Genomic DNA, 26,447 nt, shown 5'->3' with positions numbered 1-26,447 from the left:
AATATTTGTTGTTTCAAAACTGCTGGCTTTTGCCTGCCTAAATAATGATGACTGATGTTTGAAAAAGTGACGGTCGTCAGTTTTTGCAAAGCAGCGGGCCGGTACTTTTGGCACATGAGCCACACCTTCCATATACCCGTTTTAGGATTAGGGTTTTCTATAGATACACCGCTTAAAGTAGCCCGCTATGGCATATCGTCAGTCATGTCCATAGTTGATGACGAGTTGATTGAGCGCATGCGCCAATACCATTGCAAAGCCAACGGGCTACCCTATACAGCTATTAAAAAAGGCGAGAATGATCATCGTGCGAGACGCATTACTGCTTATCTGAACCTGGTGAAAGAACTCGCCGACCAGCAGTTTGAATGCCTGAAACAACAGCCTTTCGAAGCAGGGTCAGATCTGTGCCGGTACTTTGAACTTCTGCCAGAAACATCGGTATTAAGGCAGGGCTATGACCTGATGATGGAGTACCCTGAAGGGCAGCGGAAGGACATATTTAAATCTATACTTATAAACAGTATCAAACAAGGTTCCATTGATGTTAACCTGATGGCTAAGGTCGATAAAATGAACTTTGATGCAAATGGTTACTACACAGGTGACGAAAATACCGATGCACTGGCCGCCCTTCGCGGCTATGCACTGAGTAACCTTAACTCGGCCATTGTTTTATCTGCCGGGATGAACCCCAAACTTTACAGCTATTTAGAAAATTTCAGGGATTTTTTCCCGGATGAGAACGGGCATATCAATAAAAGAATCATTTTAAAGGTAAGCGATTTCCGGTCGGCATTTATACAAGCGAAGTTCCTTGCAAAAAAGGGATTGTGGGTATCCGAATTCCGGATTGAGTCGGGCTTAAACTGCGGCGGCCATGCTTTTGCCACCGAGGGCCTACTTTTAGGGCCGATACTCGATGAATTTAAACTACGCCGTACTGAAATGAAAGAAGAGCTTTATGGCCTGTACGATGCCGCCCTGATACAAAAAGAAATTTTTACCACTAAAATTCCGCCACAGCGTATAAGCGTGCAGGGAGGAATAGGAACGGCAGATGAAGACAACTTTTTAAGAGATTATTACGACCTGGATGCTACTGGCTGGGGCAGCCCGTTTTTGATGGTACCTGAAGCTACAAATGTTGACAATGAAACACTGCAGCAACTGGCTGATGCTACCGAAGATGATTTTTATACAAGCAATGCCTCGCCGCTGGGTATACTTTTTAACAATTTTAAAGGTAGTAGTATCAACCAGCTGCGGTTGCAGCGCATAGCCCAAAACCGACCGGGCAGCCCCTGCACCAAAAAATATTTATGCAGTAATACTGAGTTTACTGCTCAACCCATCTGCACAGCTTCGCGCGAATACCAGAATTTAAAACTAAAGCAATTACAAGAACAAGAACTGCCGGAGGCGGCTTACCGGGACGCAGTTGAACATATTACCGAAAAGATATGCCTTTGCGAAGGCCTTTGTTCATCCGCATACCTTAAAAACGATATAACCAAACCAAAGGAAAACAATGCTGTGGCTGTATGCCCCGGGCCTAACGTAGCCTACTTTAAACGGCCCTATTCGCTTGATGAAATGGCAGCGCATATTTATGGCAAAACAGATCTGCTTAAAAACATTAAACGACCCCACCTGTTTTTAAAAGAGCTTGACCTGTATATTACTTATTTAAATAAGGATGCCAGGCAAAACCTGGCCGGTATAACTGATAAAAAACCAAAGCAGCTTCAAAACTTTAAATTACAGTTACTTAAGGGTATCGACTACTACCGAAACCTGTTTACAACGGTGCTTACCAATTTTCCGGATACTATTGATCAATTAAAAGCCTTTGAAGATATTTTAATGAAAGAATTAGCGTTTTAATAAGATGACGGCAATCATTTTTTTGAGGTCGGGCGATCCATAATTTTGAACATAAACCCCAAGGCCATGAAAACCATACGATTTAACTTTAACCACCCGGTGCACGGCAATGCTACTTTAACACCAGTAAATTGCATTGGCAACTCCTGCCAGCGCTTAAAAGTTAATAGCACTACAGACAATGAACTGGAAGTGCCGGTTACTGATTGTAATGCAGGTAAATGGCGCCTAACGCTCGACTGGGAACACGAAGGCCGGATGTTTACCCACCAGGAAGATTTTGAAATAAAGGAATAAGTTTACGATAGTATTGGCCTGATTACTTATATCACAACAACAATGGCATTAATCCTTTAAGCAAAGGATTAATGCCATTGTTTGTCAATCGGCAGTTACCAAACGAATGTCCCTACCGCGCCGGCATCAAGCGAGCAGGTTGCTGCTTTTGATTGATGGCTGATATTAAACGTCGCTTTGTTTTTACCGTTATTAATTACAATTAATACCCTTTTACCTTCCGGAGTTTTAAACGCCGCATTTGCCAGGTCTCCGTTCAAATTCGAAGCAATACGCGTTGAACCGGCCGGTACAAATTTGGAAGCATGGCCAATTATATAGTATGCAACGTTACGGGTAATAATATTCTGTATGGTTATGGCGCCAAGGCATTCTGTACAGCCTCCTGGTGTGTGTGGCAGGTTACCGGCGTCTGCAGCCAGGTTCCACTCAAGCACAGTACGGGCCCAATTGCGTGTTGCCCCAATAATCAGGTTATTGATATGCCAGTTTAAATTGCTGGCAAAGTCGCCTGGGGCGCCAACCCATTGTTCGGTAAAATAAATGTTCTTTTTAGGGAAAGCATTGTGTACCTCGTTAAGCGCCTCAATTTTTCCGCCGTATAAGTGAAATGCAGATCCGTCAACATATTTTCTGGCTTCAGGATCTTTTAATATATCAAGCGGATAGTCGGGCCTGTCGGCGTTATGATCATAAGTGATTATCTTGGTTTTTAATCCTGCTTTGCGGAATGTTGGCCCGAGGTTATTTTTAATGAAGGTTGCCTGCTCTGCAGCTTCCATTACCATGCTTGGGTTGTTCTTAGGGTTCAGGGGTTCATTTTGCGGGGTAATGGCATCCACCGTAATCCCTTTAGCCTTCATTGCCAAAATGTACTTGGTTAAATATTGTGCATACACCTGGTAACAATCCGGCTTTAAACTGCCACCTTTTGACGAGTTATTGGTTTTCATCCATGAAGGCGCTGTCCAGGGGCTACCCAATATTTTGATGCGAGGATTAATAGTCAGTATATCTTTCAATAACAAAATAACACCGGCATCCTTATCCAAACTAAACTTGTTAAGTTTCGGGTCGGTTTCACCGTCAGGCATATCATCGTAAGTAAATACCTCTGCGTTAAGGTCTGATGCGCCTATGCTTATACGCAGGTAACTTACGCCAATGCCATTGCCTTTTGTAGAAAACAGCTCCTGCAACAAACTTTTTTTATCCGCTGCCGGAAGTTTATTGATCAATTCGGCACTTCCGCCTGTTAATGTATAACCAAAGCCATCTATCTGCTGATATTGCCTGCTATCATCAACCGTTATGGTTGGATAACTGTTATCAGCACTGCCAAATGCAATGGCTGGCTGTCTTTGCAGTAAGGCCGATCGGTTGGATTGTGTTATCCATGAATCAATCTTTTTAGTTGTATGATTCTGCCCGTACGATGTGCTGCAGGCCAGCGCAGTAAGTGCTGCAACCGCAATAAAAAATCTTTTAATCATAAAATATCATTTCATTTAAAGCTAAATTAAAAAGGCGGGAATATCCCGCCTTTTTATCAATATCCCGGGTTTTGCGTAAGCGCCGGATTACGGTTACGCTCTGTTTGAGGTATTGGCAACAATTCCTTTTCCTTAGTCATGTTGTAGTTTACCTTTTGGCCGGTAACCAGGTTGGTTTCATTCAATGAGTTCATCACCGTTTCAGCGCGGCCGTAACGAACCAGGTCGTCCCAGCGCTGGCCTTCCTGCGCCAGCTCTAAACGGCGTTCCTTTTCTATAGCCAGTGCCATATCGGCCTGTGTTGTTGCCGGCGTGTTGCCAAGGCCTGCACGCTTACGTATAATGTTTACCTGGGTTGCGGCTTCATCTGTACGGCCTAATGCGTTAAGCGCCTCTGCCTTCAGCAGGATGACATCTCCTAAGCGAAGCATATATTGCCTGCTGGTACTGTTACCGTTTGTAAGGTTACGCTGTTTGTACGGGAACGGCACCCTGCCATTAACGGTTGCCGACCAGTATTCATCCACCCATGGCGCTTGCTCAAATATCATGGTTTGGTTTTTACGTACTACATCACCTTCGTCGTCAAACGCCTTTGCAAGGTCTTTTGAAGGGGTAATGAATTTACGCCATGTAGTATTGGTAATAGATGGAGGTAATAACAACGATGGCGACCAGTTACCGATAGTAGTACCGTTAAACTGGGCTTCTAATATAGACTCCGCGTTGTTGTAATGGTTGCCATCAAAAAGGTCGCTGTAGCTTACCAATGTATAACCAGCAGGGCTGTTAATAACCGCATTGGTATAAGTAAGTACTTTGCTGTAGTCGTGGTCTGGCTTTTGGGCATAAACTTTAGCTAACAGCGCATTGGCCGCTCCTTTAGTCGCCCGGGCTTTGTTAACGCTTGCATCACCACCATAGGTATCAGGCAATGCGGCAACAGCATCGGTAAGGTCGGTGATGATCTGATTGTAAACCTCATCTACCGATGCACGGGGTGTATTGATATCAGATGGCTCGGTAGTGCTTACCGGCACCAACACCAATGGTACACCACCCCAGTTTTTCACCAGCTGAAAGTAATGATAGGCGCGCAAAAACTTGGCTTCGCCTACAATTTGGGTTTTGCGGCTATCCGTTAAACCCGGATCTGTTATTTCTGGTACCCGCTGTATTACGGTGTTAGCTTTTAATATGCCGTTGTATAAATTACTCCAATCACCATAAACCTTACTGTTAGTTGCAGTCAGCCTTAAATTGTCGTACTGAAAAAAGTCGGGATTATCGCCGCCGGCATAGTAGTTATCAGATCTTACATCACTGGTAAATGTATTATCCCAGATATAGTAGTCGGAAGATACGAAAGTATTATAGGCACCAGCAAGCGCTGCTTCGGCCTGCGTTGCCGTGTTGTAAGAGTTATCTACTGTAGCATCAGATATCGGCTGCAAATCAAGCGATTTTTTACATGATGTTGCACTGACAGCCAGCGCGGCTATCAAGGCATATCTTAATATATATTTTGTAGTCATTTTTTGTTGCTTTTAGAATGATGCATTTAAACCAAAAATCAAATTGCGGGTCTGCGGATAAGTACCGTAATCGATACCAAAACCGCCATTGGTAGCAAGGCCGCCGCTTGATGTGAATGCGTTAACTTCCGGATCATAACCAGAATATTTGGTGAACGTTAACAGGTTTTCACCGGTAGCATAAACCCTTATGCTGCCAAGCTTCAGCTTACTGGCGATTGCTTTAGGAAAATTGTAGCTAAGCGTTGCTGTCTTAACCCTTAAGTAAGATCCGTTTTCAACAAAACGGGTAGATATCCTTGAGTTATCTGTATTGTTAACTGACGCCCTTGGGATATCGGTTTCCTGTCCGGGTGCTGTCCACCGCCTTAATACAGCGGTAGATTGATTTTGCGGACCAGTCATACCTTCTGTTTCAATACGAGATGCGTTGAAGATGTCGTTACCCTGCGAACCCTGTAAGAATATATTCAGGCTGAAGTTTTTATAACTGAAGGTGTTGGTTAAACCATATATAAAATCAGGATTAGGGTTGCCTATTATCCGGCGGTCATCGGCAGACGGAGAACTGGTTTTCTCGCCTGCGTTATTTAAATAAAGCGCATTCCCGGTTTGCGGGTCAACTCCTGCATAAACATAGCCATAGAAAACGCCAAGCGGCTGTTGCTCTCTTACTAAAGAAATTTCGCTCCTGCCTGATATAGTATTGCTGAAAAATTGCTGCCCAACCAGATCAATTACGTTGTTGCGGTTAAACGATATATTGAAATCGGTATTCCATGTAAAGTTATCGCCCTGGATGTTTCTTGAGCTTACCATAAACTCTAAACCTTTGTTGCGTAGTTTACCAACGTTTTTGCTTACCACATCATAACCGGTAGATCGTGGAACCGGGTACCCAAGTAAAAGGTCTTTGGTATCTTTTATGTAAGCATCGGCACTAAAGGTTAAACGGTTATTCAATATGGTTAAGTCGATACCGATATTGGTTTGCTGCGTTTCTTCCCACTTAAGATTCCTGTTTTGTATGGTTGATGGATAAGTACCAGGTATTACGTTACCGCCAATAATATAATTGGCTCCGCTGCTAACCTGGCCAAGGTATGAATACACGCTTCCAGACAATCTGTCGTTACCTACCACACCAAAGCCTGCCCGCAATTTTAAATCATTAATAGCGGTAATATCTTTCATGAAGTTTTCTTCAGATATTCTCCAACCGGCAGATACTGAAGGAAAATAACCCCACCTGGTGTTATTACCAAATACCGAAGAAGCATCAGCACGGAAGTTGGCTGTTAACAGGTACTTGCCAGCATAATCATAATTAACACGCCCTATTACCGAATTGTTGAACCGCTCTGATTTATTGTTATATGCAGAACCTATCACTGAACCCGCATTGGTTGTAGGAATGGTATTACCAGAAAATCCGGTTGTTTGGATGTAGGTGTTCTCGTAACGATACTTTTGAGCGATAAAACCACCTAATACGGTAAAGTTATGTTTACCTATGATTTTGTTATAAGTTAAGGTATTATCTGATGTCCAGTAATTTGTTAAGTTAGTTTCATTACGGGCTATACCATTGTTCTGACGGCCGTAAGAAGTCAGGTACGGATCCAGGAAGTAATCATTTACCGCGTTAATGTAGTCGATACCTAAGCTGCTCCTGAATTTCAATTCAGGGGTAAATTTTATCTCGCCATATACATTGCCCAGTAAACGCTGATTTTTGTAAGGCCTGGTAGATCCGTAAATGCTTGCCAGCGGGTTTTCCCATTGCTGAAAAGGGTTGCTGGTATAAGTACCGTTTGCATTAAATATACCGATATTCGGCGGGGTAGTTAATGCGCCCAATACCACACCACCTCCGTTAACATTGGTATTATCGGTGATACTTACATCATTATAACGTGTATAGGCTACATTGGTACCTACGGTAAACCAGTTATTCACCTTCTGGTCAAGGTTAACCTTAAAGTTGGCGCGCTGCATCAACGAGTTTTCTATAACGCCTTTCTGCTGTGTCCAGCCACCAGATATATAGTAATTGGTACCTTCGGTTTTACCAGAAACGGCTAACTGGTAGTTTTGCGAAGCACCGTTTCTGAATATTTCATCCTGCCAGTCGTTATTTGCGGTATACTGGGTCCAATCCGTACTATAACCTAATTCGGTAACCAGTTGGCGGTATTGCTCTGCATTAAGTACGTCAAGCTTTTTTCTAACTGTTGAGATACCTGCGTAGGCAGAAAAATCAACCTTAGGCTTTGCTGTTGTACCGCGCTTGGTAGTGATCAGTACCACACCATTTGAACCTTGCGAACCGTAAATAGCCGCCGAAGATGCATCTTTAAGAACGGAGATAGTTTCAATATCAGCCGGATTTAAAGAGCGGGTATCCTGAGCCGGTACACCGTCAATTACATAAAGGGGATCGGTACTACCCGTTATGGTGTTGGTACCCCTTATTTTGATACTTAGAGAAGCAGAAGGGCTGCCTGATGGCGCTAAAACCTGCACACCGGCAGTTTTACCCTCTATCAGGTTACCTATCTGGGTATTCGGACGCTGATCGAGCTCTTTTTTTCCTATAACAGATACGGCGCCTGTGATATCGCCTTTACGTTGTGTACCGTAACCCACAACAACAACTTCGTTAAGTTGCCTGTTATTCTCTGCAAGCACTACGTTGATATCAGTCCTGCCAGATACCGGCTGCTCTTGTGTGGCAAAGCCCAGATATGAAAAGACCAATGTACTGTTCGCGCCGGTGCTGATGCTAAAAGCTCCGTTAACATCGGTAGCTGCACCGGCATTGCTGTCTTTTACTTTTACACTTACCCCTGGAAGACTTTCTCCCCTGGAATCTTTCACTGTACCTTTTACGGTAATATTCTGGCCATATGCCCAAATATTTGCCAATAGAAATGCACAGAATAAAGTAATTCGTTTTTGCATAATTAAAAATTGAGGTTATTAACTGGTATCGCAGGTTATAAGAAAACCCAACGAGTGGACAAAGGTGGTTGCAATACGGAATATTTGCAAGCAAAATAATTGCTAAATTGCTGAATAACAGACAATTGTAAATAATTTAATACGCTTTACTACCACAATAAATTGATTCAATTAACATTGATAATCAGACAGAAGCGATAACCTGTTTACGCTATTTGCGCAATGCCTGATACGCTAAAATGCCGTATGTTGTGATATATTTTCTTACATTAAGATGGCAAATAGCCGAGGATTTTATTCTAAAACCAATTTGCTCCAACCGCCTTTTGAAGTTTCTTTGAGCTCCTTTTTCCGGCCATCCATCAGCTTTTTTATCTTGTTGCTGTAAGACCAGCAGGTACCTTGCCTGATGTCAAGAATTTCAGATAGCTTATGTGATGATATCTTTCCTTTGGTTGAATATATGAGGAAAAGCAGGTAAAAGGCTTTGGTAATAGGTATACGCGAATTTTGAAAGATGGTATAAGCAATAACAGATTCTTCGTAATCGCATTTGGCACACCGGCGGCTGTGTGGAACGTGGCCTGCAAAATAATGCTCGTTACCGCATTTCCGGCAATGGTAACCTGCATTCCATTTTAGCTGCGCAAGATAAGCGAAACAACTCTCGCTATCAGGGTAGATCTTACTGAACTCACTGAAGTCAACCTCTTCAGACATGATGCGCGACCGGGTGATCTGCACAACATTGGTATGCAGCTCCTCATTATCTTTTTCAAGCAGCACATTCATCCGGGAAATTTCCTCAGACTGCCGAAGCAGTAACCTGTTCTTTTGCTCTAAAGCCACATTCTGAGCTTCTACCAATGTGGTTTGCTCTTTAAGTTCTTTTGTGCGCACTTCAACCAGTTGTTCCAGCTCTTTATTCAGCTTTTGTTCAAGGGCTCGGCTCTTTTTCATCTCCCTGATCATTTGCCTTTGCGCCTTGTCGCGGGTGCGTTTTAACTCGCTTACCTGCACAGCAATAGCAATAGATAAAAAGATCATTTCGGCAATAAAGCTGATGGTTAAACTATAATAAGTGGCTGCCCCGATATTCAACCAATCGAAGTGCAGCATGATCAAAACTTTGTATATAAAGCCAAAGCACAGGCAGCCATAGCCTATAATGAAGTACAAGGCCGGCCGGTATCCTTTGCGGTAAACCACTATACCTGCAGTAAGCGCAAGCACTAACGGGATAAATTCTATGAACTTATAATTGAAAAGATCGCGGTTAAATACAAAGCCGCAGATTAAGAACAATACCCGGCAAAGCAGAACACCAACAATCACCCTATCTAAAACAGGCACTTTAACCGATGTGCGCAACAATGCCCGTGTAAACAATAAACAAAACACACTTATGAGGCATAGCGCTATGGCAAACGCGTATTGGTTAAATGCAGGGGCCGATGGCCATAAATACTGGAAGGCCAATCCATCGGTACACATTTCATACAATCCTATACTAAAAAGGTAAAGGGTGTAATAGAGGTACTGCCTTGACCTTACAGCCATGAACATCAGCAGGTTGTAAAAGCCGAAAATCAGGATCATACCATAAAATATTCCGAAGGAGAAATATTCGTCATTGGCGTATTGTATGAACCAGTTTACCGAGCGCAGCACGATTATGATATCGGCCGGCTGATGGGATTTGATCCTGAAATAGTAAGTCCCTGAAATATCGGCTTGCTTTAACGGTACCTCAAAATTTTTATGATGAACCCGGCGATTGGTAAACTGATAAGCATCTCCAAACCGTTGACTATAATAGCCGCCCTTACCATCGGGCAAATAAGCGGTTATATCATCAATAGTCTGATCAAAAAACTCCAGCAGCCACTGCTTACGCACATCACTCTTTGGTTTTATTGATATCTTATACCAATAAACTCCGTTAAGGATGGTGTTTTGTGGAGTACTGCTTTTGCTTGCGGCAAAAGGCCGGTTCCTGATCTGATCAAAAGAAAGTTTTCCGGAGGCATCATATAAACCCTCTACTTCTTTAAAGGTAAAAATATGCTGAAAATCCGTGTCGCTTATAACCACCGGCTGCTGGGCAGATGCCTGCAGAGGTGCTAAAAAGAACAATAAAATAAACGACACCCAAACACGGCGATATACAACATCCATCAACACAGGCGATATAATACTAAACCTGCAAATATCGGCTTTATTGTTTTTAGAATTCGTTTTATAATGTAAAACTACCGCAAGGTTTATAATAGCCTGTAGTTATGCCTGTTTGTTGTAACATCCGGCGCATTGCCGCGCTATTTCAAGCTCCTCATTAGTGGGCACAACCAATATACGCACTTTCGATTGAGGCAAACTAACATCACGTGTATCCTTCTCTCTAACAGCATTTGTCTCAGTGTTCAGCATGATACCGCAATAGTCCATATCCAGGCATACCATCTGGCGTATCAGGGCATCGTTTTCGCCGACACCGGCAGTAAATACCAGGGCATCCAGGCCGTTTAAGGCTGCTGTATAAGCGCCTATATATTTTTTGATACGGTAAGCATACATTTCATAAGCCAGTTTGGCATCTTCATTACCCGCCTCTATCGCCTTGGTAATATCGCGCATATCACTAAAGCCCGTTAAGCCCAGCATACCGCTTTTTTTATTCAGCAGGTTGCTAACCTGTGCCTCATCATAGCCTAACTGGTTAACCAGGTAAAAAATTACGGTAGGGTCAATACTGCCCGAACGTGTACCCATGATCAAGCCATCCAGCGGGCCAAAGCCCATACTGGTATCAATAGCTTTGCCATTATTGATAGCGCTCATACTGCATCCATTACCTAAATGCACGGTGATCAGCTTTGCATCGGTATGCCCTAAATATTGATAGGCCAGCTCCGACACATATTTATGGCTGGTGCCATGAAAGCCGTACACACGTATGTTTTGCTGGTTATAATAGCTTTTAGGTATGGCATATCTGAAAGCTTTCTCGGGTAGTGTCTGAAAAAACGCGGTATCAAACACGCCGATATGCGTCGCATTTCCAAACACATTTTCGGCTACCTCAATACCCCGATAGGCAGACGGGTTGTGCAGCGGTGCAAGCTGAAAAGTAAGCTTAAGTTTTTCTTTTACCTCTGGTGTTATTACAGTAGTATCAACAAAATACTCCCCGCCGTGCACTATGCGATGGCCAACAAGCTGCACCTCGCCCGTATCCGTAAGTACCCCATTCTGGCTGTCTGTCAGTAAGCGGTTAACAGCTTGCAGGGCCGCGTCATGGTCCGCGATGTCATCCGTTTCCGTTATAACCTGTTCTCGTCCTCCAATGAAAGTTTTATGCGTGATCTGGGCGTTTTCCAAACCGATACGGTCAACCAGTCCGGTGCATACCGGGCTTGGCGATGGCCAGTTGAAAAGTTGATATTTTAAAGAGCTGCTGCCCGAGTTAATAACAAAAATGTACATAAATAAATATTAAGCGGTTTCCTGGCACTGTATGGCAGTAATAATAACGGTATTGAACACATCATCAACGGTACACCCCCTGCTAAGATCGTTTACCGGCTTGTTGAGTCCCTGCAACATAGGGCCAATAGCTAAAGCCCCGGTTTCGCGCTGCACGGCTTTGTAGGTATTGTTGCCGGTATTAAGATCCGGAAAAATAAGCACGCTTGCACGGCCTGCCACCTCCGAGCCCGGCATCTTACTACTGCCCACAACCTGGTCAACAGCCGCGTCGTATTGTATGGGGCCTTCTATTTTCAAGTCGGGCCGTTTTGAGCGCACAATCTCTGTGGCCCTTCTTACTTTTTCCACATCTTCGCCTTCGCCGGATGTTCCTGATGAATAGGATAACATGGCCACTCTTGGCTCAATACCAAACTTTACGCTGCTCTCTGCCGATGAAATAGCGATCTCTGCCAGTTGTTCGGCAGTAGGGTTGGGGTTTACTGCACAATCTCCAAATACGGATACCCTATCCGGCAAGCACATAAAAAACACCGATGATACCACCGAAATGCCGGGCTTAGTCTTAACAAACTGCAATGCCGGCCTGATGGTGTGCTGAGTAGTATGTACGGCGCCCGAAACCATACCATCTGCATATCCTTTATATACCATCATGGTACCAAAATAAGATACATCGGTCATCATATCGCGGGCCATTTCCATGTTCACGTTCTTGTTCTTACGCAACTCATACAGTGTTTCCACATACTCGTTGTAATGCTCGTCTGTAGCAGGGTTTACAATTTTTATCCGGTTCAGGTCAAGCTCGATATTATGTCGCTGAATAAGTGTATTGATCTCCTCGCGGTCGCCAAGCAGTGTAAGGTCAACAATATCCTGCTTTATTAACCTTGCGGCCGCTTTAAGTATGCGTTCGTCGGTCCCCTCGGGCAGTACAATATGTTTTTTATTGCTTTTTGCCCTACTGGTAATCTGGTACTGGAACATCCTTGGCGTTATGCCCGATGGTTTAAATGTTACAATGCGTTTATCCAGATCGGGCAGGTTAACATGGGTATTGAACGTTTCAATAGCCAGTTGGATCTTTTTGGGGTCTACGGCCGATATTTTAGACCGTATGGCACCAACTGCATTGTTCGTTTCAAATGTACCGGTTTGCACCGCAATAATAGGCACTACGGTCTGCAAACCTTCTATAAGCCGGGTAATAGGCTCTTCGGGTTCATATCCGGCGGTAAGTATAATACCTGCTACCTTAGGATAGCTGGATGAAAGATTGGCCTGTAAAGCGCTGATTACGATATCGCCCCTGTCGCCAGGAGTAACTATCAATACATTGTCTTTCAGGTAATTTAAAAAGTTGGGCACCTGCATCGCCCCGGTTACAAAATGATCAACGCGGTTGGTAAGCTGCTCGGCGCCAAACAAAAGTTTGCCGTTCAGTTTTTCGTAAACCTCGCGCATGGATGGGTTTTGCAGGGTTTTATCTGCCGGAATAACAACCAGCATGGTATCAGGGTCAAGCTGCTTCTCTAAAAGCTCCTTTACATCCGCAACGCTGGCTGGCGGTACCTTATTGGTAACAATAGCCAGCACCTTGATCTCCCGGGCTTCAAAATTATTCAATGTGGTTAAAGCGCCGTTTACAATTTGCGCCGTGCTTTTTCCCTCGCCGGATATGACGGCTATCACCGGCGCGCGCAGGTTTTTAGCTATCTGGGCATTCAGGTCAAACTCAAAAGCATTTCCCTCGCCATGGTAATCAGTTCCTTCAACAACTATAAAATCGTATTTTTCTTCCAGGTTCTTATACTTGCGGATGATAATATCCATCATATCGCCTTCGGCTTCCGACTCCATGTGCAGCATAGCTTCCTGCCAGTTGAGCGCATAACTGTCCTCGTAAGCTATAGGCAAATCAAAGTGCGATATAATGGTATCGATATGATCGTCCTTTTTATCAGGCCCTTTCGCGTTGATGACCGGTTTAAAAAAACCTACTTTCTGGGCTTTGCCTAATATCATATTAACAAGCCCTATAGAGATAACAGATTTGCCGCTGTAACCCTCGGTGCTTGCAATAAAAACCGTTTTAATCATAATGGCGAATGTTTGTATGTTATAACACTGTTACAAATAACAGGTTTTTTTATGAGCTAATTACCCAAAAAACAAACATCTATTACCATTGATTATTACATTGCAGGAATCATTACGCCTATTAAATGATCCGTTTAACTGCCGGCACAAGCAAAACAGCCCAGGCCAGTAAAAAGCTGCCGGCTACCCCAAGCGGAGCAACCACTAATAACTTTATCGCCGGATCAACCGCCCAGTTACGCAAAATTAGCGACAAGCCTATCAGCGGCAGCGGGTGCAGAATATAAACGGCAAAAGCCTTTCGGGATAAGATATTTAATATGTACGACGATGTATTCCAATATCGTTTGCCATAAGTTAGTATAGCGGTTATTATAGCAAAGCCTATGCACTGCTCCCAAACAGCATACAGCAGTGCCTGCCAGTGAAACCCGCCGGAATACCAGGCGATGGGCATATTCAGCTTTGTCCTGATGATAAAGAAAACAGGAAAGAACCAAAGCGCGTACAAAGCAACCCGAAGCATCTTTTGGCCGGTTTTGAAACTAAGCTGATGCAACCAATTATTTTTTGATGCCAGGAGCCCGATAATAAATAAGGCGATATATTGTGAGAAGTGGCCGGGTTGAAAGCCTACCGGACGAAGCACCCAACCAACCGGAAGCTTTATCCTTATCAAAAAGCTGATTACACCGATCGCTATTGAAAACAGGAAAATCCCTTTTGTACCTGGTGTTGGTAATGGGGCTTTTGTAAATGGTATAAATAATTTCCTGCCAAAGATATATGCTAGCGTAAATAACAACAGGGCAGCTACAAACCATAACACGCCAAACTCTATCCAGTTATTATAGCCGCTAAGATATTGCCAAAGGCTGATAGGGCTGCCTTCCGCGAAATAATAGACCAGATAACTGAGCACCGGTGAAAATATGAACGAGTAAAATATCAATGGTATGCCCAACCGCACAAGCCTGTCGGTAAAAAAACGAAGAGCCCCTTTGCGATGGTAAGAGGAGTAAGTAAAAAAGCCGCTTAATAAAAAGAAGAAGCCCATAAAAAATGATTGGTTGAGGCTGACAAACATCGTCATGGGGATGAGTGCCCCTACTGTGGCGGTTTGTTCTTTGTAATACCAGCCGCCCGGGGCGCCGTAGCAAACACAGGCATGGTGCAGGATAACAAGTATAGTTAACAGTATCCTGATATTATCAATGTAAAAAAGCTTTTCGGTTTTGGCTTGGGTGGTAATAGTTGGCGGGGTTAAAGCGGGCATGGTTTGATTTTTATGTTGCTGCAAACCTACACTGCGATAAAAGTTAACTAAAGCGGCTTGTTACGAATGGCAAAACTTTGTGATGAGCAACAAATCAACCGGCTGCAACTTCAGCCAGTTGTTCATACAGCTGTTTAAATCGGTCTACCTGCGCCCTTGATACCGGGATGCTTTCGTCTGTTGCATTTAAAGAAAGTGTATAACCCAGGGCATTCCCCGAAACGGCTTTTACCTGTGCTAAGTTGACCAGGTAAGCACGATGGCACCTCAACAAATACGGGCAGCCGGTAAGCTGCGCATCAAATTGCTTTAGCGAAATCCTTTTTAATTCGGTTGTAACTTTAGCATTGCTTAAAACCGTTAACTCGATGTAATTGCCGTCGGCTTTGGCAAATAGCAAATGTTGCGGGTTGAAACTGAAGTCATCCTGCTGCACCTGCGTTTTAATGAACAGGGATGTACCTGCGCTTAAGGCTTCCGGATTATTGCTGTGCATTGCAGCGGTGCCGGGGTAATCATTGTCCCGTCTTTTTTCCCGCTGAAAGTACGAGCTGGCAAAAAGCAAAAAAATGTACAGGAATGTGCCTGCCAGGTAACAGTTCCTGATCTCCTCCCATAAGTAACGTACCGACCAATTGTAGGGATTGTTATAGATAAAGCTCCGCAGTAAAAAACTGGCAATACCGGTTAAAAGAAAAACAACGGCCAGGTGAGCATACTCTCTTGACAGGGTCCATACCCGGGGCTTAAGCTGCTTGTTGTTTACAAAACAAAGTGTAGTGAAATAGACATAGATGATCAGCGATGGGAACAACGCATGAAGCGCGCATATAAAAAAATAGTTGATCCTGTGCTCTGGTTCGTAAACGCCGAATGGCTTAAATAAAAGCAAAAAAACAAACACAAGGCAAAACTGAATAGCCACCGTTTTGCGGATTCCTCCCTGCTTAAATCTAAGCGGATATTCGGCCTCGTTGAATAAATGTTCTTTAATATTGCTGATCGGCATGCTGTCAGATTGCAAAGATGATAAGTTTCATTGTAAATCTGCAACATATCAATGCTTAAAGAACCTTAAAACCCTTACGATACCGCCTAAGCAAAATGGTTTCAATACTCAGTAGCGCCTATGTCAAACGCACTTCCTGCTGGCCTTGTCTTATCATAAAAATCTGTAACAACACCATAGTTAGCTGTATTTAACCCTGCGTTGATAAGCGGCGATGATACCTGCAAATGAAAATCGCCCTGGTTGTAATTTACAAATTTACAGGCGGCCACCTTTGTATTAATATAATTGTTTGATGAAGTAAGCTTAACACTGCTGTTCATCCTGATGATAGCATTGCTGCCTGATGCCCCTATGATAACATTGTTGATAACCACATTCATGGGGATGGTTACCGAATTCATTTTGATGCCCCCAAGCTGCGAGTTAACAATGGTATTATTAACAAACTGAAAATAAGGGCCGGGCGTATAGCGCGAATCTGCAAAAATGCCGTAACTGCCCGAGTTAAGTATGATGTTGTTAAACACCTGGTTATCGCCAAGGCCAAGTACAATAATGCCATTGCCCGGCGCATTGCGTACCAGGTTGCCATAGCATTTGCCGCCTGTACCTTCGCCTATTTGTATCCCGTTGTTCTGGCCGCTGGCAAAAGGCGCCAACCCAGGGTACGACACCCGGTTTTTGTAAACCGCACAATCTGCAACTGCGCTGCCCACCTGTATGCCCTCGCAGCCGGTAGAGTCTATACGGTTATTGTAAATTTGGAGGTTATTTACATCATGCGGCAATACCTTACCGCAACTTACCGATACGCCCTCGGCATAAAAGGAATTGCCTACATAAAAGCCTTCGCCACCGGTTTTGTGCACATAATTATCATGCAGGCTCACGTTCTTCATGGTAAAGTTGCCGCGTTGGGTGGCAACATCGCAGGTAGGGTCGGTTTTGGCCATAATGCCCGCGAAGCCTGCCCCAACCACTTCAACGTTTGATACTTCAAAGTCCGAGCTCAGGTCATCCATTGTCATCCCGATGTTTCCGCCGCTAACGGTGATGCCATAAGTAATATTCGGATCGCCATTTCCACGTACCTCAAAATAACTGCAGTTTTGCGTTTTAAACCCATAAGAAGCAGTGGTTGAAGTAGACAGGATGGCTTTACCGCCTTTATTTACAATGATGATCGGATCTGCCTCTGTGCCTTTAAGATTTTTAAATAATAAGGCGCCCCTTGTACCGGCAGGAATATAAATGATTGCCCCGGCAGGGATGTTGGTACCATCAACATACCATTGCGAGGGCTGTACGGTATAAGTATAGGCAGCCACGGCGTTAACATGGCTTTGCGACGTTGAATCTTTAGCGGCGGTTGTACCGGGCACCTCCGCATCAACCGCTGGTTTAACGCACATGGTGAACGATGACAACACAACAAAACCAATAATTGTGCGGACAAGAGTATTTAAAAAGGTCATAACAGTTATATATAAGTACGGGGTATTGGTTGTTGTACGGTTTTTTTACAAAAATGTTGCTGTAGATTTAGTGATTTACAACTTTGGGTTATACGGCGGAATACTTGGTTTGTATATTATCTAGTATTATATTTAGATAGCATTACAAACCTCACAAATAGATAGCATGACTATACACTTGGCTTATACCGCTCGCTTATGGAAAACAGCAGCAGATATTTTGATAATTTAAACGCGATGTTACGAATGCTTTTTTGATTTATATTTCTCACCACTAGTATTGCCTTTATTGAATTAGGTCGTTATGATATCCATAAATATTATGACGTGAGCAGTTCTTTTTTCCAAAATTATGACGTTAAGCGGCGTTACATTATATTTGTCGTCATTTAACGACACAATGAATTTACGACGAGATATCTTTCAAGCCATTGCTGACCCTACAAGGAGAAATATACTCATCTTGCTGGCTTCACAAACCATCACTGCCGGGATGATAGCAGAAAAGTTTGAAACAGCCAGATCTACTGTTTCTAAGCACATTCAGATACTTGCCGCATGTGATTTGATTGAGGCAAAGCAACAGGGTCGTGAGATATATTATCAACTAAAGATTGACAAAATGCAGGAAGTCGACCTTTGGCTAGATCAAATCAGGATGATTTGGGAGAACCGGTTTGATAACCTGGACAAATACTTAGAAAAAATTCAAAATAAAAACCAATAAGACTATGGGAAATGATGCAAACAGAGAAATGCGAACCACAAGGATTTTTAAAGCGCCCATTGAACTGATGTGGGAAGTCTGGACTGATCCAAAGCACATTATTAACTGGTGGGGGCCAAATGGATTCACAAATACTATTCACAAGATGGAATTCCATGAAGGCGGAGAATGGACTTTAACTATGCACGGGCCAGATGGCACCGATTATGCTAACCGAAGCATCTTTAGGGAAATAATTTTTGAAAAGAAGATAGTGTTTGAGCATTTCAATCCGCATTTTATCACTACTGTTATATTTGAGGCCAAAGGGAACGAAACGCTGATTGATTGGACACTTTTGTTCGATACTGCCGATATGCGAGAAACGGTGATCAAAGCGCATAAAGCAGACGAAGGACAAAAACAAAACTTGAATAAACTTGAAAAGTATCTTTCTGCCAGGTTGAATGAATTAGCATAGTTACTCGTAAATTTAAAAATGTTGTAATGACATTTTATAGCAAGAACAAAATATACAGTGACTTTATGGGTAGTAAAACGCCCTCCACATTACGTAGAGGGCGTTTTTTTTCAGCGGAAAAACACCGCCTATTTTTTGCGTAGCCCCGACGAGAATCGAACTCATATCTAAAGTTTAGGAAACTTCTATTCTATCCGTTGAACTACAGGGCCGGATTTTTTTGAGTACGCAAATTTGCACATTTTACCCGACCCTGCCAATACCTCCGGCATTTAATAAAAATTTATTTAACTATGGCAATTTAGCGTCCTGAGAGGCAAAAGCAACAAAGGCCCCTACAGCTATTGCACCAGCCGCAATCCCAATAGCATTGCTGGCCCCGCTTGCTTTTGAATTAATAAAGTAATCGCCGCGCTGCCGGCTATAGTCAGTCAGCGTATTCGGGTTCCTTGAAGTTTTAATTGAGCGCGATATAAAAAAATGCTGTTCATGCACTACCGGTACCGGCTTATTATCTACCAGTGTGTACATGGTTATATAACTCCTGAAAGCTAAAGGCGTACAGGTAGGTGTAAAATTAGCCGACTTAACGCTGATAAGATGGTCAGAAGTAGCGTCAGCACTGCGCATCCTGGTTTTCAAAAACTCGTTATCCGGAATTTGCAAAAACCCTTTGGTCAGGTAAATGCCGGTATTGTTACTTTCTGCATGCGGCGGTAAAAAAGTGGTTGTTTTTGGCAGGTCGGCAGTTCCGTTGATAGTGCCGGTAGTGTAGGTAGGGTTGGTTGTTATACCATTGTTATAAGTGTTGCGGTATTTGTATGATGCTGTATTGATATCACCGTTAAAAACAACGCTGTTGGTCGCATAACTTGTAGCCCTATCGCCAATTATAAGGGCCGATTTTTGCCAGTCAACATACAGCGGCTGGTTTAATTTGTTATAAATGCTGATACTAACGGGTGCGTTTTCCCCGTAAAAAGAATACGTTATACGCACTGTATCGTTATCAAACTGATAGTCACCGGTTTGCGCGTCCGGCGTTTTATCAACACTGCTAACAACATTTAACTGGTAAGTTTTGCAAGATGAAAATAGTGCGCAGCAAGCGAGGGCAGCAAGTAGAAGCTTTCTCATGATAGTTTGGGTTATGGTTTTTATTTGTCTGACCCAACTATCTGTTAAAAGTTTAAACCTGCATTTGTAACATTCTTATCGCACAACCGATCCGTTAGGCATCTCATCAGCGGGGGCCACAAAGCTCAGCTTGCCTTCGGCATTTTCGGCCATCAGGATCATCCCCTGCGACATGATGCCTTTTATCTCTCTCGGCTCCAGGTTAACCAGAATACTCACTTGTTTGCCAATGATAGCCTCGGGCTCGTAATGCTCTGCAATGCCCGATACAACCGTGCGTTGATCAATACCGGTATCAATAGTAAGCTTTAGCAGCTTTTTGGTTTTGGCTACTTTCTCGGCAGTAAGGATAGTTCCTGTGCGGATGTCCATTCCCACAAAATCATCAAAGGTAATATTTGCTTTTGCAGGTGCCACAGGCGCCTGTTGAGGGGCTACCATAGCTGCGGCTTTTTTATCGGCCAGTTTTTGTATTTGTTTTTCAATGGCTTCATCCTCTACTTTTTCAAACAGTAAAGCCGCTGCATTTAATTGATGACCGTTGGTGAATTCCACTTCCTGGTCAAGCGCTATTGGCGTAACATTCAGCATACCGAATATCTTTTCGGCGGTGCGTGGTAAAAATGGCTGCAGGCAGGTAGCCAGGTGGCCAATCAGCACCAGACTGTTATGCAAGGCATTTTTGGCAGCGGCAGGGTCTGTTTTAATGGTTTTCCACGGCTCCTGTTCTGTTAGGTAGCGGTTACCCAGGCGCGCCATATCCATTACATTCTGCAGGGCCTGCCTAAAGCGGTAGCTCTCCAGGTTTTTGGCCAACTCGTCGTAGTACTGGCCGATCTCGGTGTTAAGGCTTTCGTCAGTCAGTTTTATGCCGCCGGTTTCGCTTTCTACCTTGCCATCAAAAAATTTATGCATCAGTATCATTACGCGGTTTACGTAATTGCCTAAAATGGCTACCAGTTCGTTGTTTACGCGTGCCTGGTAATCTTTCCAGGTGAACTCGCTGTCGCTGGTTTCGGGCAGTATTGATGTCAGCACGTAACGCAATTCATCCTGCTTGCCCGGAAACTCTTCCAGGTATTCGTGCAGCCAAACGGCATGGTTACGTGATGTTGAAAGTTTATCGCCTTCCAAATTTAAAAACTCATTGGCAGGAACATTTTGCGGCAGTACATATTCGCCATGCGCCTTTAATATCGCCGGGAAAATAATGCAGTGGAATACAATATTGTCTTTGCCGATGAAGTGCATCAGGCAGGTATCGTCGGCGTCGTTTGCCTGTTTTTTCCAGTAAAGCTGCCAGTCTTTATTGTTATCAATAGCCCATTGCTTGGTGGCGGATATATAACCAATCGGAGCATCCATCCAAACGTAAAGCTTTTTGCCTTTGGCTTCTTCCAGCGGCACGTCGATACCCCAATCCAAATCGCGGGTCATGGAACGTGGCTGCAGGCCCGATTTCAACCAGGAACGGCACTGTCCAAAAACATTCACTTTCCATTCGCCTTCTTTCTCGTCTATCCATTTTTCCAGCCATGGCTGGTACTTGTCTAACGGCAGATACCAATGTTTGGTTGGTTTTAGCACAGGTGCTTTGCCGCTTAAGGTAGATATAGGGTTGATGAGGTCTGTAGGGTTTAATGATGTGCCGCAGTTTTCGCATTGGTCGCCATAAGCCCTGTCGTTACTGCAAACGGGGCAGGTGCCGGTGATATACCTGTCGGCCAGAAACTGGTCGAAATCTTCATCGTAGTATTGTTCTGAGAACTTCTCAATAAACTCATCTTTCTCGTATAAGTTCAGGAAAAATTCCTGCGAAAGATCATGGTGTATAGCCGATGATGTTCGGTGATAAATATCAAACGACATCCCAAACTCCTCAAAGCTTTCTTTTATCTGCTGATGATACTTATCGATAATAGCCTGTGGGGTAGTCCCTTCTTTCTTTGCCTTGATGGTAATAGCTGCTCCATGCTCGTCAGATCCGCAGATGTACACCACATCTTTTTTTAACAGTCGCAGATAGCGCACAAAAATATCAGCTGGCAAATAAGCGCCGGCAAGGTGCCCGATGTGGAGCGGCCCGTTTGCATAAGGCAGCGCAGAAGTGATGGTGAATCGTTTATATTTATTAAGTTGCGACATTAAACAGCGATGTTTATTAATTTGCAAAGATAAATCTTTTATGTCAGAAAGTCGGGAAGACAGTTGTTGGAATGACCGGAAGACAGAAAGCATTTTTAGTAGCAGCAAACCTGATCTGACTTATGTCTTACGAACGTTCGTGCATCACACCTCCTTACCTGCAAAAAGGCGACAAAATTGCCATCACCTGCCCGGCTAAAAAGCTGCCTATACCTATGACGGATGCAGTGGCTCTGCTGACTTCATGGGGGCTCGAAGTAGTTTTAGGCGATACCGTTAACGCCGAATACTACCAGTTTGCCGGTGATGATAACTTTCGCGCGGCAGACCTGCAACGGTTTATCAATGATGACAGCATAAAAGCGATAATCTGCGCCAGGGGCGGCTATGGCACCATCCGCATGGTAGATCTGGTTGATTTTAGCGCGCTTGCTCAAAACCCTAAATGGCTGGTTGGCTTCAGCGATATCACCTTGCTGCATTCGCACGTTATCAATAACTATGGGCTTGCTTGCATCCATGGGCAGATGCCGTTGAATATTCCGGACGCTTCCAAATACTCATTAGAGACCCTAAAAATGGCGCTCTTTGGCGAGCAGTTGAGTTACAGGATTGGTGCCAACACAATGAACCGCGCGGGGCAGGCAAAGGGTGTATTGGTGGGCGGCAACCTTTCGTTAATGGTGGCCGTATCAGGCTCGGTAAGCGATGTAGCGTATGGAGGCAAGATCTTGTTTCTGGAAGATGTAGGCGAATACCTCTATGCTGCCGACAGGATGCTGCGCTGCCTGAAAAGAGCAGGTAAATTGAAATCTCTTTCAGGACTGATCATTGGCGGCTTCACCGATATGAAGGATAACGATATTCCGTTTGGCCAAACGCTGCCAGAGCTTGTCTTGGACGTTGTGGCAGATTACGATTATCCGGTATGCTTTGATTTCCCGGCAGGCCATATACCTAACAATTGCAGCCTAATATTAGGGCGAACTGTTAACCTTGATGTAAGTGCAGGTGGCGCCCATATCTACTACGATATTCAAACTAAACTATAAAAAATGGCTTATTTAAGTAAACTAAACAATTACCGTAACACGGGTCTGCTTATTATAAGGGTAGGGCTTGGTGCTATGATGATCTATCATGGTTACCCTAAAATTATGGGTGGCCCCGGGTTGTGGGCCAATGTTGGCAGCGCTACGCATTACATCGGTATAAATTTTCTGCCTGCGGTTTGGGGTTTCCTGGCAGCGCTGACAGAGTCATTAGGCGGCTTTTTAATACTGATAGGCCTGGCCTTCAGGCCGGTTGCTTTACTAATGGTAATCAACCTGATAGTGGCGGCCGCTTCTCACCTGGGCGAGGGCGATGGTTTAATGGGCGCCGCACACGCCATTGAGCTGGCTATTGTATTTGCCGGGTTGATATTTGTTGGGCCTGGTAAGTATAGCGTGGATAAAAAATAAAGGCCATAGCAATCCTGCCAGGGCCTTTATCTAACTAATACTAACTAAACTAACTTCTACATCCCTTAACAGGGTTGTGTAAGACTTATTTTTATGAACGGGTTAACTACTCCCTGTAATAAGTGCTGCAAATATCAGATTAAAGTACCGTAATTAAAAATTTGAAGGCTATGCTGTGTAAAAGTTACATTATGGGGATAACTAATTCACCATTTTGCCGCTGATATCAACCGCCCTTGCAAAGGGATTAAAAAACCGGTTGGCCAGCACAGCAAATTCACGGCGGGTAACAGGGCGGTCGGCCTTAAAATCAGATGGGAACTTGTAATACGTCTTCCATGTTTTCTGCAACGCATCGCGCAGGTTTTCCGGATCGCGCAGATTAAGTTCGCTGATGAAAGATATGATATTGTTAACTGTGAATACCTCTCCCGGCTTTTCTTTGTTGAACCAGATAAAGGCCCGGGAATAGATCTCTTCTAAAAAAGGTTTTATTTCAGCAGTATAAACTACCGAATCGGGCACAAACAGCACCTGTGCTTTGTTACCCTGCACTTTTTGTATGCCTTTTAACAAGCCGGTAGCGCCCACCTGTTGTATGGCCCGCCACGCCGGGTCGGTTTGTTTGATATCCGCAAAGGGCATCAGGTATCCTTTAAAGTCAAGTATCTCGTTTTGGATGATCCTTGGTTTAAGGTTTTTGGTAGTTGTCTCAAAAAATGCGCAATAGGCGGCAGTTGCCCCAGCGCCCTGCCCTAAAGTCATTTGCACAGATGGATAAGTAATTCCACCGTTGACGAGGTGCGTTACCGACATAGCTTTCTCTGTGACCAGCAGGTTTTCCTGATCTTTTACTACAATCGCCCCTAATGGAATGGTATACGCCGGGTAAGGCGGATAGTTTATCTTAGGCACCCCAGCTTCGCTATAGTGCTGCCCCGGCACCGCGTCACCAACGGCTATAGATGTACGGTACAACTGAGAGCCGCGCTCGTAAGGCGTATAAACATCATCCAGAACCATGCGCACAACGCCCGCCGCACGCCTGTTTTCGCGGATAAAAGGCATGTATGGCAAATGGTCCGCTGTTTTAAAATCGTCGGTCAAACCAAGGTTTTTATATCCTAATGCTGTTTGCAGGTAATAAATAAGCCCTAATGTATGTAAGCGTGCTTTTCTGAAAGTTTCTGCACGTGTTTCGGGCTTCAGGTCGTCGCTGGTTACCGAGTACTGGCTGGCACAGCCGCCCCAATTGATCATATATTTATCATTTGGCAGCTTTGCCGCGTTTAACAGTCGTTTAACGTCTGTGCCTTTAATGCAGTTATAAACGGCAGGGTTGTATCCTTCAGGTTTGGTGATTGTCCGGTCGGTATTCCGGCCGTAGTCTTTCAAAATAGCAATGTAGCTAATGTCCTCTATCTGGTTTGTGGCATTCTCAGGCGCCGGCGCTTCTTTGGTATCGGCGCGGTTATCAAACCCAGCTGTCATCAAAACCCCGGCTTTACTTACAATATCGCCTAATTCAGTAGCATCTATCAAAACTTTAGCTTTTATAGTAACCGTTTCTTTATTTTGCAGAATTGTTACTTCCCATCCCGTCCCGTTCTTTTTTACATCAGTAAAGGCTGTGTTCAGTTTAACCGTCAGGTTTTTTACCGTGTCAGTAATTTTTTTCAGGATGTTAGCGCCAGTACCAGGCTCAAAAGCCAGGATGGCATTGTAAGTGGTATCATACCCAAGCCTTAGCTTATAATAATCCTTAACATGCTGCCTGAATTCTCCATAAATGCCTGATGGAAAGTTCCTGTTGGCATCCAGTACGCACATCCCACCGGCTGTCATGCTGCCACCAAGCCAGGGGCCTGTTTCTATCAGCATAGTGCTCACTTTACTGCGCGCGCTTTGTATAGCGGCCGCAACGCCGCTTGCCCCGCCCCCAATTATCAATACATCGATTTTTATCGTTTCGGCGTAACTGCCTGAAAACTTTAACAGCAAAAAAAACAGAAGCAACTTTTTTATCATGGGCGAAGCAAAATACCACTAAAACGCTAATTTAGCCCGAATACTTATCCAAGTACAAAAATATATTATACCATATGGCTTTAACAGATGAACAAATGCGCTACCCGATAGGGAAATTCATAGCGCCGGTTTCCTATACCGATCAGGATTTCAGGCACTGGATACATGATATCTCCACGTTGCCCGGAAGGATCAGGGAAGCAATTATCGGTTTAACTTATGAGCAGCTGGACACACAATACCGTACAGGCGGGTGGACCTTAAGGCAGGTTGTGCACCACCTGGCCGACAGCCACATGAATGCGCTTTGCCGCATTAAGCTGGCGCTTACAGAAGATAACCCGACAATAAAACCTTATGAAGAAGCGGCATGGGCCATACAGCCTGATTATCGCCTGCCGGTAGAACCCTCGCTTAAAATGCTGGAAGGGATACATCAGCACATGGTGGCCTTGTATGAAAGCTTTACCGAAGACCAATGGGACCGCACCTTCGTACACCCGGCATCAGGGGCTACTATATCGCTTAAACGCAACCTGGCTACGTACGCATGGCACGGCAATCATCATTTGGCTCATCTTACAGAAACAATAAAAAAATTCAGATAGTTACATTTTCCCATGGAATCCATCAGCTGGAATGATTTTGAAAAAGTAGAACTAAGGGTAGGGACTATACTTGAAGTATCGGATTTTCCGGAGGCGCGCAAACCAGCCTACAAATTGAAGGTTGATTTCGGGCCTTTTGGAATAAAGCAAAGCAGCGCTCAGATCACAAAGCATTACACGAAAGAAGAATTGCCCGGGCGGCAGATACTTGGCGTTGTTAATTTCCCCAGGAAGCAGATCGCCAATTTCATGTCGGAGTTTTTGGTGACCGGCCTTGCTGATGAAAATGGCGACATTGTACTGGCTGCGGTTGATAAACCGGTGCCAAACGGCAGTAAACTGATCTGA

Annotated in this window: 20 protein-coding genes and 1 tRNA gene; 8 read left to right on the top strand and 13 right to left on the bottom strand. The window is 44.1% G+C overall.

Going from position 1 to position 26,447, the window contains the following annotated elements; all coding sequences use genetic code 11:
- Nucleotides 1–114: 114 nt before the first annotated feature.
- A complete protein-coding gene (locus ACFQZX_RS18330) occupies nt 115–1,887 on the top strand; it encodes a hypothetical protein (protein ID WP_377118131.1) in 1,773 nt (590 codons plus the stop codon).
- 66 nt (nt 1,888–1,953) lie between these two features.
- Entirely contained in the window at nt 1,954–2,184 is a 231-nt protein-coding gene (locus tag ACFQZX_RS18325) for a hypothetical protein (protein ID WP_377118129.1), read from the top strand.
- Nucleotides 2,185–2,279: 95 nt separating this feature from the next.
- Here ACFQZX_RS18325 and ACFQZX_RS18320 read toward each other — a convergent pair whose 3' ends face one another.
- The 9 genes from ACFQZX_RS18320 to ACFQZX_RS18280 all read right to left on the bottom strand — a co-directional run bounded on the left by ACFQZX_RS18320 (nt 2,280) and on the right by ACFQZX_RS18280 (nt 17,531).
- On the bottom strand, nt 2,280–3,677 hold the full coding sequence (locus tag ACFQZX_RS18320; protein ID WP_377118127.1) for a glycoside hydrolase family 30 protein: 1,398 nt from the start codon (nt 3,675–3,677) through the stop codon (nt 2,280–2,282).
- 56 nt (nt 3,678–3,733) lie between these two features.
- Complete coding sequence (locus ACFQZX_RS18315) at nt 3,734–5,212, bottom strand: RagB/SusD family nutrient uptake outer membrane protein (RefSeq protein WP_377118125.1); 1,479 nt, start codon at nt 5,210–5,212, stop codon at nt 3,734–3,736.
- 12 nt (nt 5,213–5,224) lie between these two features.
- Nucleotides 5,225–8,176 (bottom strand): SusC/RagA family TonB-linked outer membrane protein, encoded by a 2,952-nt coding sequence (locus ACFQZX_RS18310; RefSeq protein ID WP_377118123.1) that lies wholly within the window; start codon nt 8,174–8,176, stop codon nt 5,225–5,227.
- Nucleotides 8,177–8,470: 294 nt separating this feature from the next.
- Nucleotides 8,471–10,354 (bottom strand): 7TM diverse intracellular signaling domain-containing protein, encoded by a 1,884-nt coding sequence (locus ACFQZX_RS18305; RefSeq protein WP_377118121.1) that lies wholly within the window; start codon nt 10,352–10,354, stop codon nt 8,471–8,473.
- Between the two features lie 102 nt (nt 10,355–10,456).
- Complete coding sequence (locus ACFQZX_RS18300) at nt 10,457–11,662, bottom strand: acetate/propionate family kinase (RefSeq protein WP_377118119.1); 1,206 nt, start codon at nt 11,660–11,662, stop codon at nt 10,457–10,459.
- Nucleotides 11,663–11,671: 9 nt separating this feature from the next.
- On the bottom strand, nt 11,672–13,768 hold the full coding sequence (gene pta / locus ACFQZX_RS18295; RefSeq protein ID WP_377118117.1) for a phosphate acetyltransferase: 2,097 nt from the start codon (nt 13,766–13,768) through the stop codon (nt 11,672–11,674).
- Nucleotides 13,769–13,889: 121 nt separating this feature from the next.
- Complete coding sequence (locus ACFQZX_RS18290) at nt 13,890–15,044, bottom strand: acyltransferase family protein (RefSeq protein ID WP_377118115.1); 1,155 nt, start codon at nt 15,042–15,044, stop codon at nt 13,890–13,892.
- A gap of 94 nt (nt 15,045–15,138) precedes the next feature.
- Nucleotides 15,139–16,053, bottom strand: a complete 915-nt coding sequence (locus ACFQZX_RS18285; protein WP_377118113.1) for a LytTR family transcriptional regulator DNA-binding domain-containing protein — start codon at nt 16,051–16,053, stop codon at nt 15,139–15,141.
- Nucleotides 16,054–16,154: 101 nt separating this feature from the next.
- The gene (locus ACFQZX_RS18280; protein WP_377118111.1) at nt 16,155–17,531 is read right to left on the bottom strand and encodes a right-handed parallel beta-helix repeat-containing protein; all 1,377 of its coding nucleotides are present in this window, start codon (nt 17,529–17,531) and stop codon (nt 16,155–16,157) included.
- A 400-nt stretch (nt 17,532–17,931) separates the two neighbouring features.
- On the opposite strand from ACFQZX_RS18280, the gene ACFQZX_RS18275 reads away from it, so the two are divergent.
- Nucleotides 17,932–18,258: an ArsR/SmtB family transcription factor gene (locus ACFQZX_RS18275; RefSeq protein WP_377118109.1), complete on the top strand. Its 327-nt coding sequence runs from the start codon at nt 17,932–17,934 to the stop codon at nt 18,256–18,258.
- 4 nt (nt 18,259–18,262) lie between these two features.
- On the top strand, nt 18,263–18,718 hold the full coding sequence (locus ACFQZX_RS18270) for an SRPBCC family protein (protein WP_377118107.1): 456 nt from the start codon (nt 18,263–18,265) through the stop codon (nt 18,716–18,718).
- A gap of 140 nt (nt 18,719–18,858) precedes the next feature.
- Here the strand turns inward: ACFQZX_RS18270 and ACFQZX_RS18265 are convergent.
- From ACFQZX_RS18265 to metG, 3 genes are all read right to left on the bottom strand, one after another.
- A tRNA-Arg gene (locus ACFQZX_RS18265) sits at nt 18,859–18,930 on the bottom strand.
- Between the two features lie 79 nt (nt 18,931–19,009).
- On the bottom strand, nt 19,010–19,855 hold the full coding sequence (locus ACFQZX_RS18260) for a hypothetical protein (RefSeq protein ID WP_377118105.1): 846 nt from the start codon (nt 19,853–19,855) through the stop codon (nt 19,010–19,012).
- Between the two features lie 75 nt (nt 19,856–19,930).
- On the bottom strand, nt 19,931–22,000 hold the full coding sequence (gene metG / locus ACFQZX_RS18255) for a methionine--tRNA ligase (protein ID WP_377118103.1): 2,070 nt from the start codon (nt 21,998–22,000) through the stop codon (nt 19,931–19,933).
- Nucleotides 22,001–22,122: 122 nt separating this feature from the next.
- On the opposite strand from metG, the gene ACFQZX_RS18250 reads away from it, so the two are divergent.
- Entirely contained in the window at nt 22,123–23,052 is a 930-nt protein-coding gene (locus ACFQZX_RS18250) for a S66 peptidase family protein (protein ID WP_377118101.1), read from the top strand.
- Between the two features lie 3 nt (nt 23,053–23,055).
- Nucleotides 23,056–23,463, top strand: a complete 408-nt coding sequence (locus tag ACFQZX_RS18245; RefSeq protein ID WP_377118099.1) for a DoxX family protein — start codon at nt 23,056–23,058, stop codon at nt 23,461–23,463.
- A gap of 201 nt (nt 23,464–23,664) precedes the next feature.
- Here ACFQZX_RS18245 and ACFQZX_RS18240 read toward each other — a convergent pair whose 3' ends face one another.
- Nucleotides 23,665–25,491 carry an FAD-dependent oxidoreductase gene (locus tag ACFQZX_RS18240; RefSeq protein WP_377118097.1) on the bottom strand — a complete coding sequence of 609 codons (1,827 nt, stop codon included), beginning with the start codon at nt 25,489–25,491 and terminating at the stop codon, nt 23,665–23,667.
- 74 nt (nt 25,492–25,565) lie between these two features.
- Between ACFQZX_RS18240 and ACFQZX_RS18235 the strand changes: the two genes are divergently transcribed.
- Together ACFQZX_RS18235 and ACFQZX_RS18230 are read left to right on the top strand one after the other, a co-directional pair.
- Nucleotides 25,566–26,099 carry a YfiT family bacillithiol transferase gene (locus ACFQZX_RS18235; RefSeq protein WP_377118095.1) on the top strand — a complete coding sequence of 178 codons (534 nt, stop codon included), beginning with the start codon at nt 25,566–25,568 and terminating at the stop codon, nt 26,097–26,099.
- 12 nt (nt 26,100–26,111) lie between these two features.
- Nucleotides 26,112–26,447, top strand: a complete 336-nt coding sequence (locus ACFQZX_RS18230) for a tRNA-binding protein (RefSeq protein WP_377118093.1) — start codon at nt 26,112–26,114, stop codon at nt 26,445–26,447.

It is taken from the genome of Mucilaginibacter litoreus, assembly GCF_042676805.1.
GTDB classification, from domain to species: domain Bacteria; phylum Bacteroidota; class Bacteroidia; order Sphingobacteriales; family Sphingobacteriaceae; genus Mucilaginibacter; species Mucilaginibacter litoreus.
Note: the sequence above shows the minus strand (reverse complement) of the source record. Positions and strands in the feature narration are given on the sequence as shown.

Bases quoted from the DNA above. Each gene is read 5' to 3' on its own strand.
- ACFQZX_RS18245 (WP_377118099.1), top strand. From the start codon at position 23,056: ATGGCTTATTTAAGTAAACTAAACAATTACCGTAACACGGGTCTGCTT.
- ACFQZX_RS18315 (WP_377118125.1), bottom strand. From the start codon at position 5,212: ATGACTACAAAATATATATTAAGATATGCCTTGATAGCCGCGCTGGCT.
- ACFQZX_RS18235 (WP_377118095.1), top strand. From the start codon at position 25,566: ATGGCTTTAACAGATGAACAAATGCGCTACCCGATAGGGAAATTCATA.
- ACFQZX_RS18275 (WP_377118109.1), top strand. From the start codon at position 17,932: ATGAATTTACGACGAGATATCTTTCAAGCCATTGCTGACCCTACAAGG.
- ACFQZX_RS18300 (WP_377118119.1), bottom strand. From the start codon at position 11,662: ATGTACATTTTTGTTATTAACTCGGGCAGCAGCTCTTTAAAATATCAA.
- ACFQZX_RS18230 (WP_377118093.1), top strand. From the start codon at position 26,112: ATGGAATCCATCAGCTGGAATGATTTTGAAAAAGTAGAACTAAGGGTA.
- pta (WP_377118117.1), bottom strand. From the start codon at position 13,768: ATGATTAAAACGGTTTTTATTGCAAGCACCGAGGGTTACAGCGGCAAA.
- metG (WP_377118103.1), bottom strand. From the start codon at position 22,000: ATGTCGCAACTTAATAAATATAAACGATTCACCATCACTTCTGCGCTG.
- ACFQZX_RS18325 (WP_377118129.1), top strand. From the start codon at position 1,954: ATGAAAACCATACGATTTAACTTTAACCACCCGGTGCACGGCAATGCT.
- ACFQZX_RS18270 (WP_377118107.1), top strand. From the start codon at position 18,263: ATGGGAAATGATGCAAACAGAGAAATGCGAACCACAAGGATTTTTAAA.
- ACFQZX_RS18290 (WP_377118115.1), bottom strand. From the start codon at position 15,044: ATGCCCGCTTTAACCCCGCCAACTATTACCACCCAAGCCAAAACCGAA.
- ACFQZX_RS18310 (WP_377118123.1), bottom strand. From the start codon at position 8,176: ATGCAAAAACGAATTACTTTATTCTGTGCATTTCTATTGGCAAATATT.
- ACFQZX_RS18320 (WP_377118127.1), bottom strand. From the start codon at position 3,677: ATGATTAAAAGATTTTTTATTGCGGTTGCAGCACTTACTGCGCTGGCC.
- ACFQZX_RS18280 (WP_377118111.1), bottom strand. From the start codon at position 17,531: ATGACCTTTTTAAATACTCTTGTCCGCACAATTATTGGTTTTGTTGTG.
- ACFQZX_RS18285 (WP_377118113.1), bottom strand. From the start codon at position 16,053: ATGCCGATCAGCAATATTAAAGAACATTTATTCAACGAGGCCGAATAT.
- ACFQZX_RS18330 (WP_377118131.1), top strand. From the start codon at position 115: ATGAGCCACACCTTCCATATACCCGTTTTAGGATTAGGGTTTTCTATA.
- ACFQZX_RS18260 (WP_377118105.1), bottom strand. From the start codon at position 19,855: ATGAGAAAGCTTCTACTTGCTGCCCTCGCTTGCTGCGCACTATTTTCA.
- ACFQZX_RS18250 (WP_377118101.1), top strand. From the start codon at position 22,123: ATGTCTTACGAACGTTCGTGCATCACACCTCCTTACCTGCAAAAAGGC.
- ACFQZX_RS18240 (WP_377118097.1), bottom strand. From the start codon at position 25,491: ATGATAAAAAAGTTGCTTCTGTTTTTTTTGCTGTTAAAGTTTTCAGGC.
- ACFQZX_RS18305 (WP_377118121.1), bottom strand. From the start codon at position 10,354: ATGGATGTTGTATATCGCCGTGTTTGGGTGTCGTTTATTTTATTGTTC.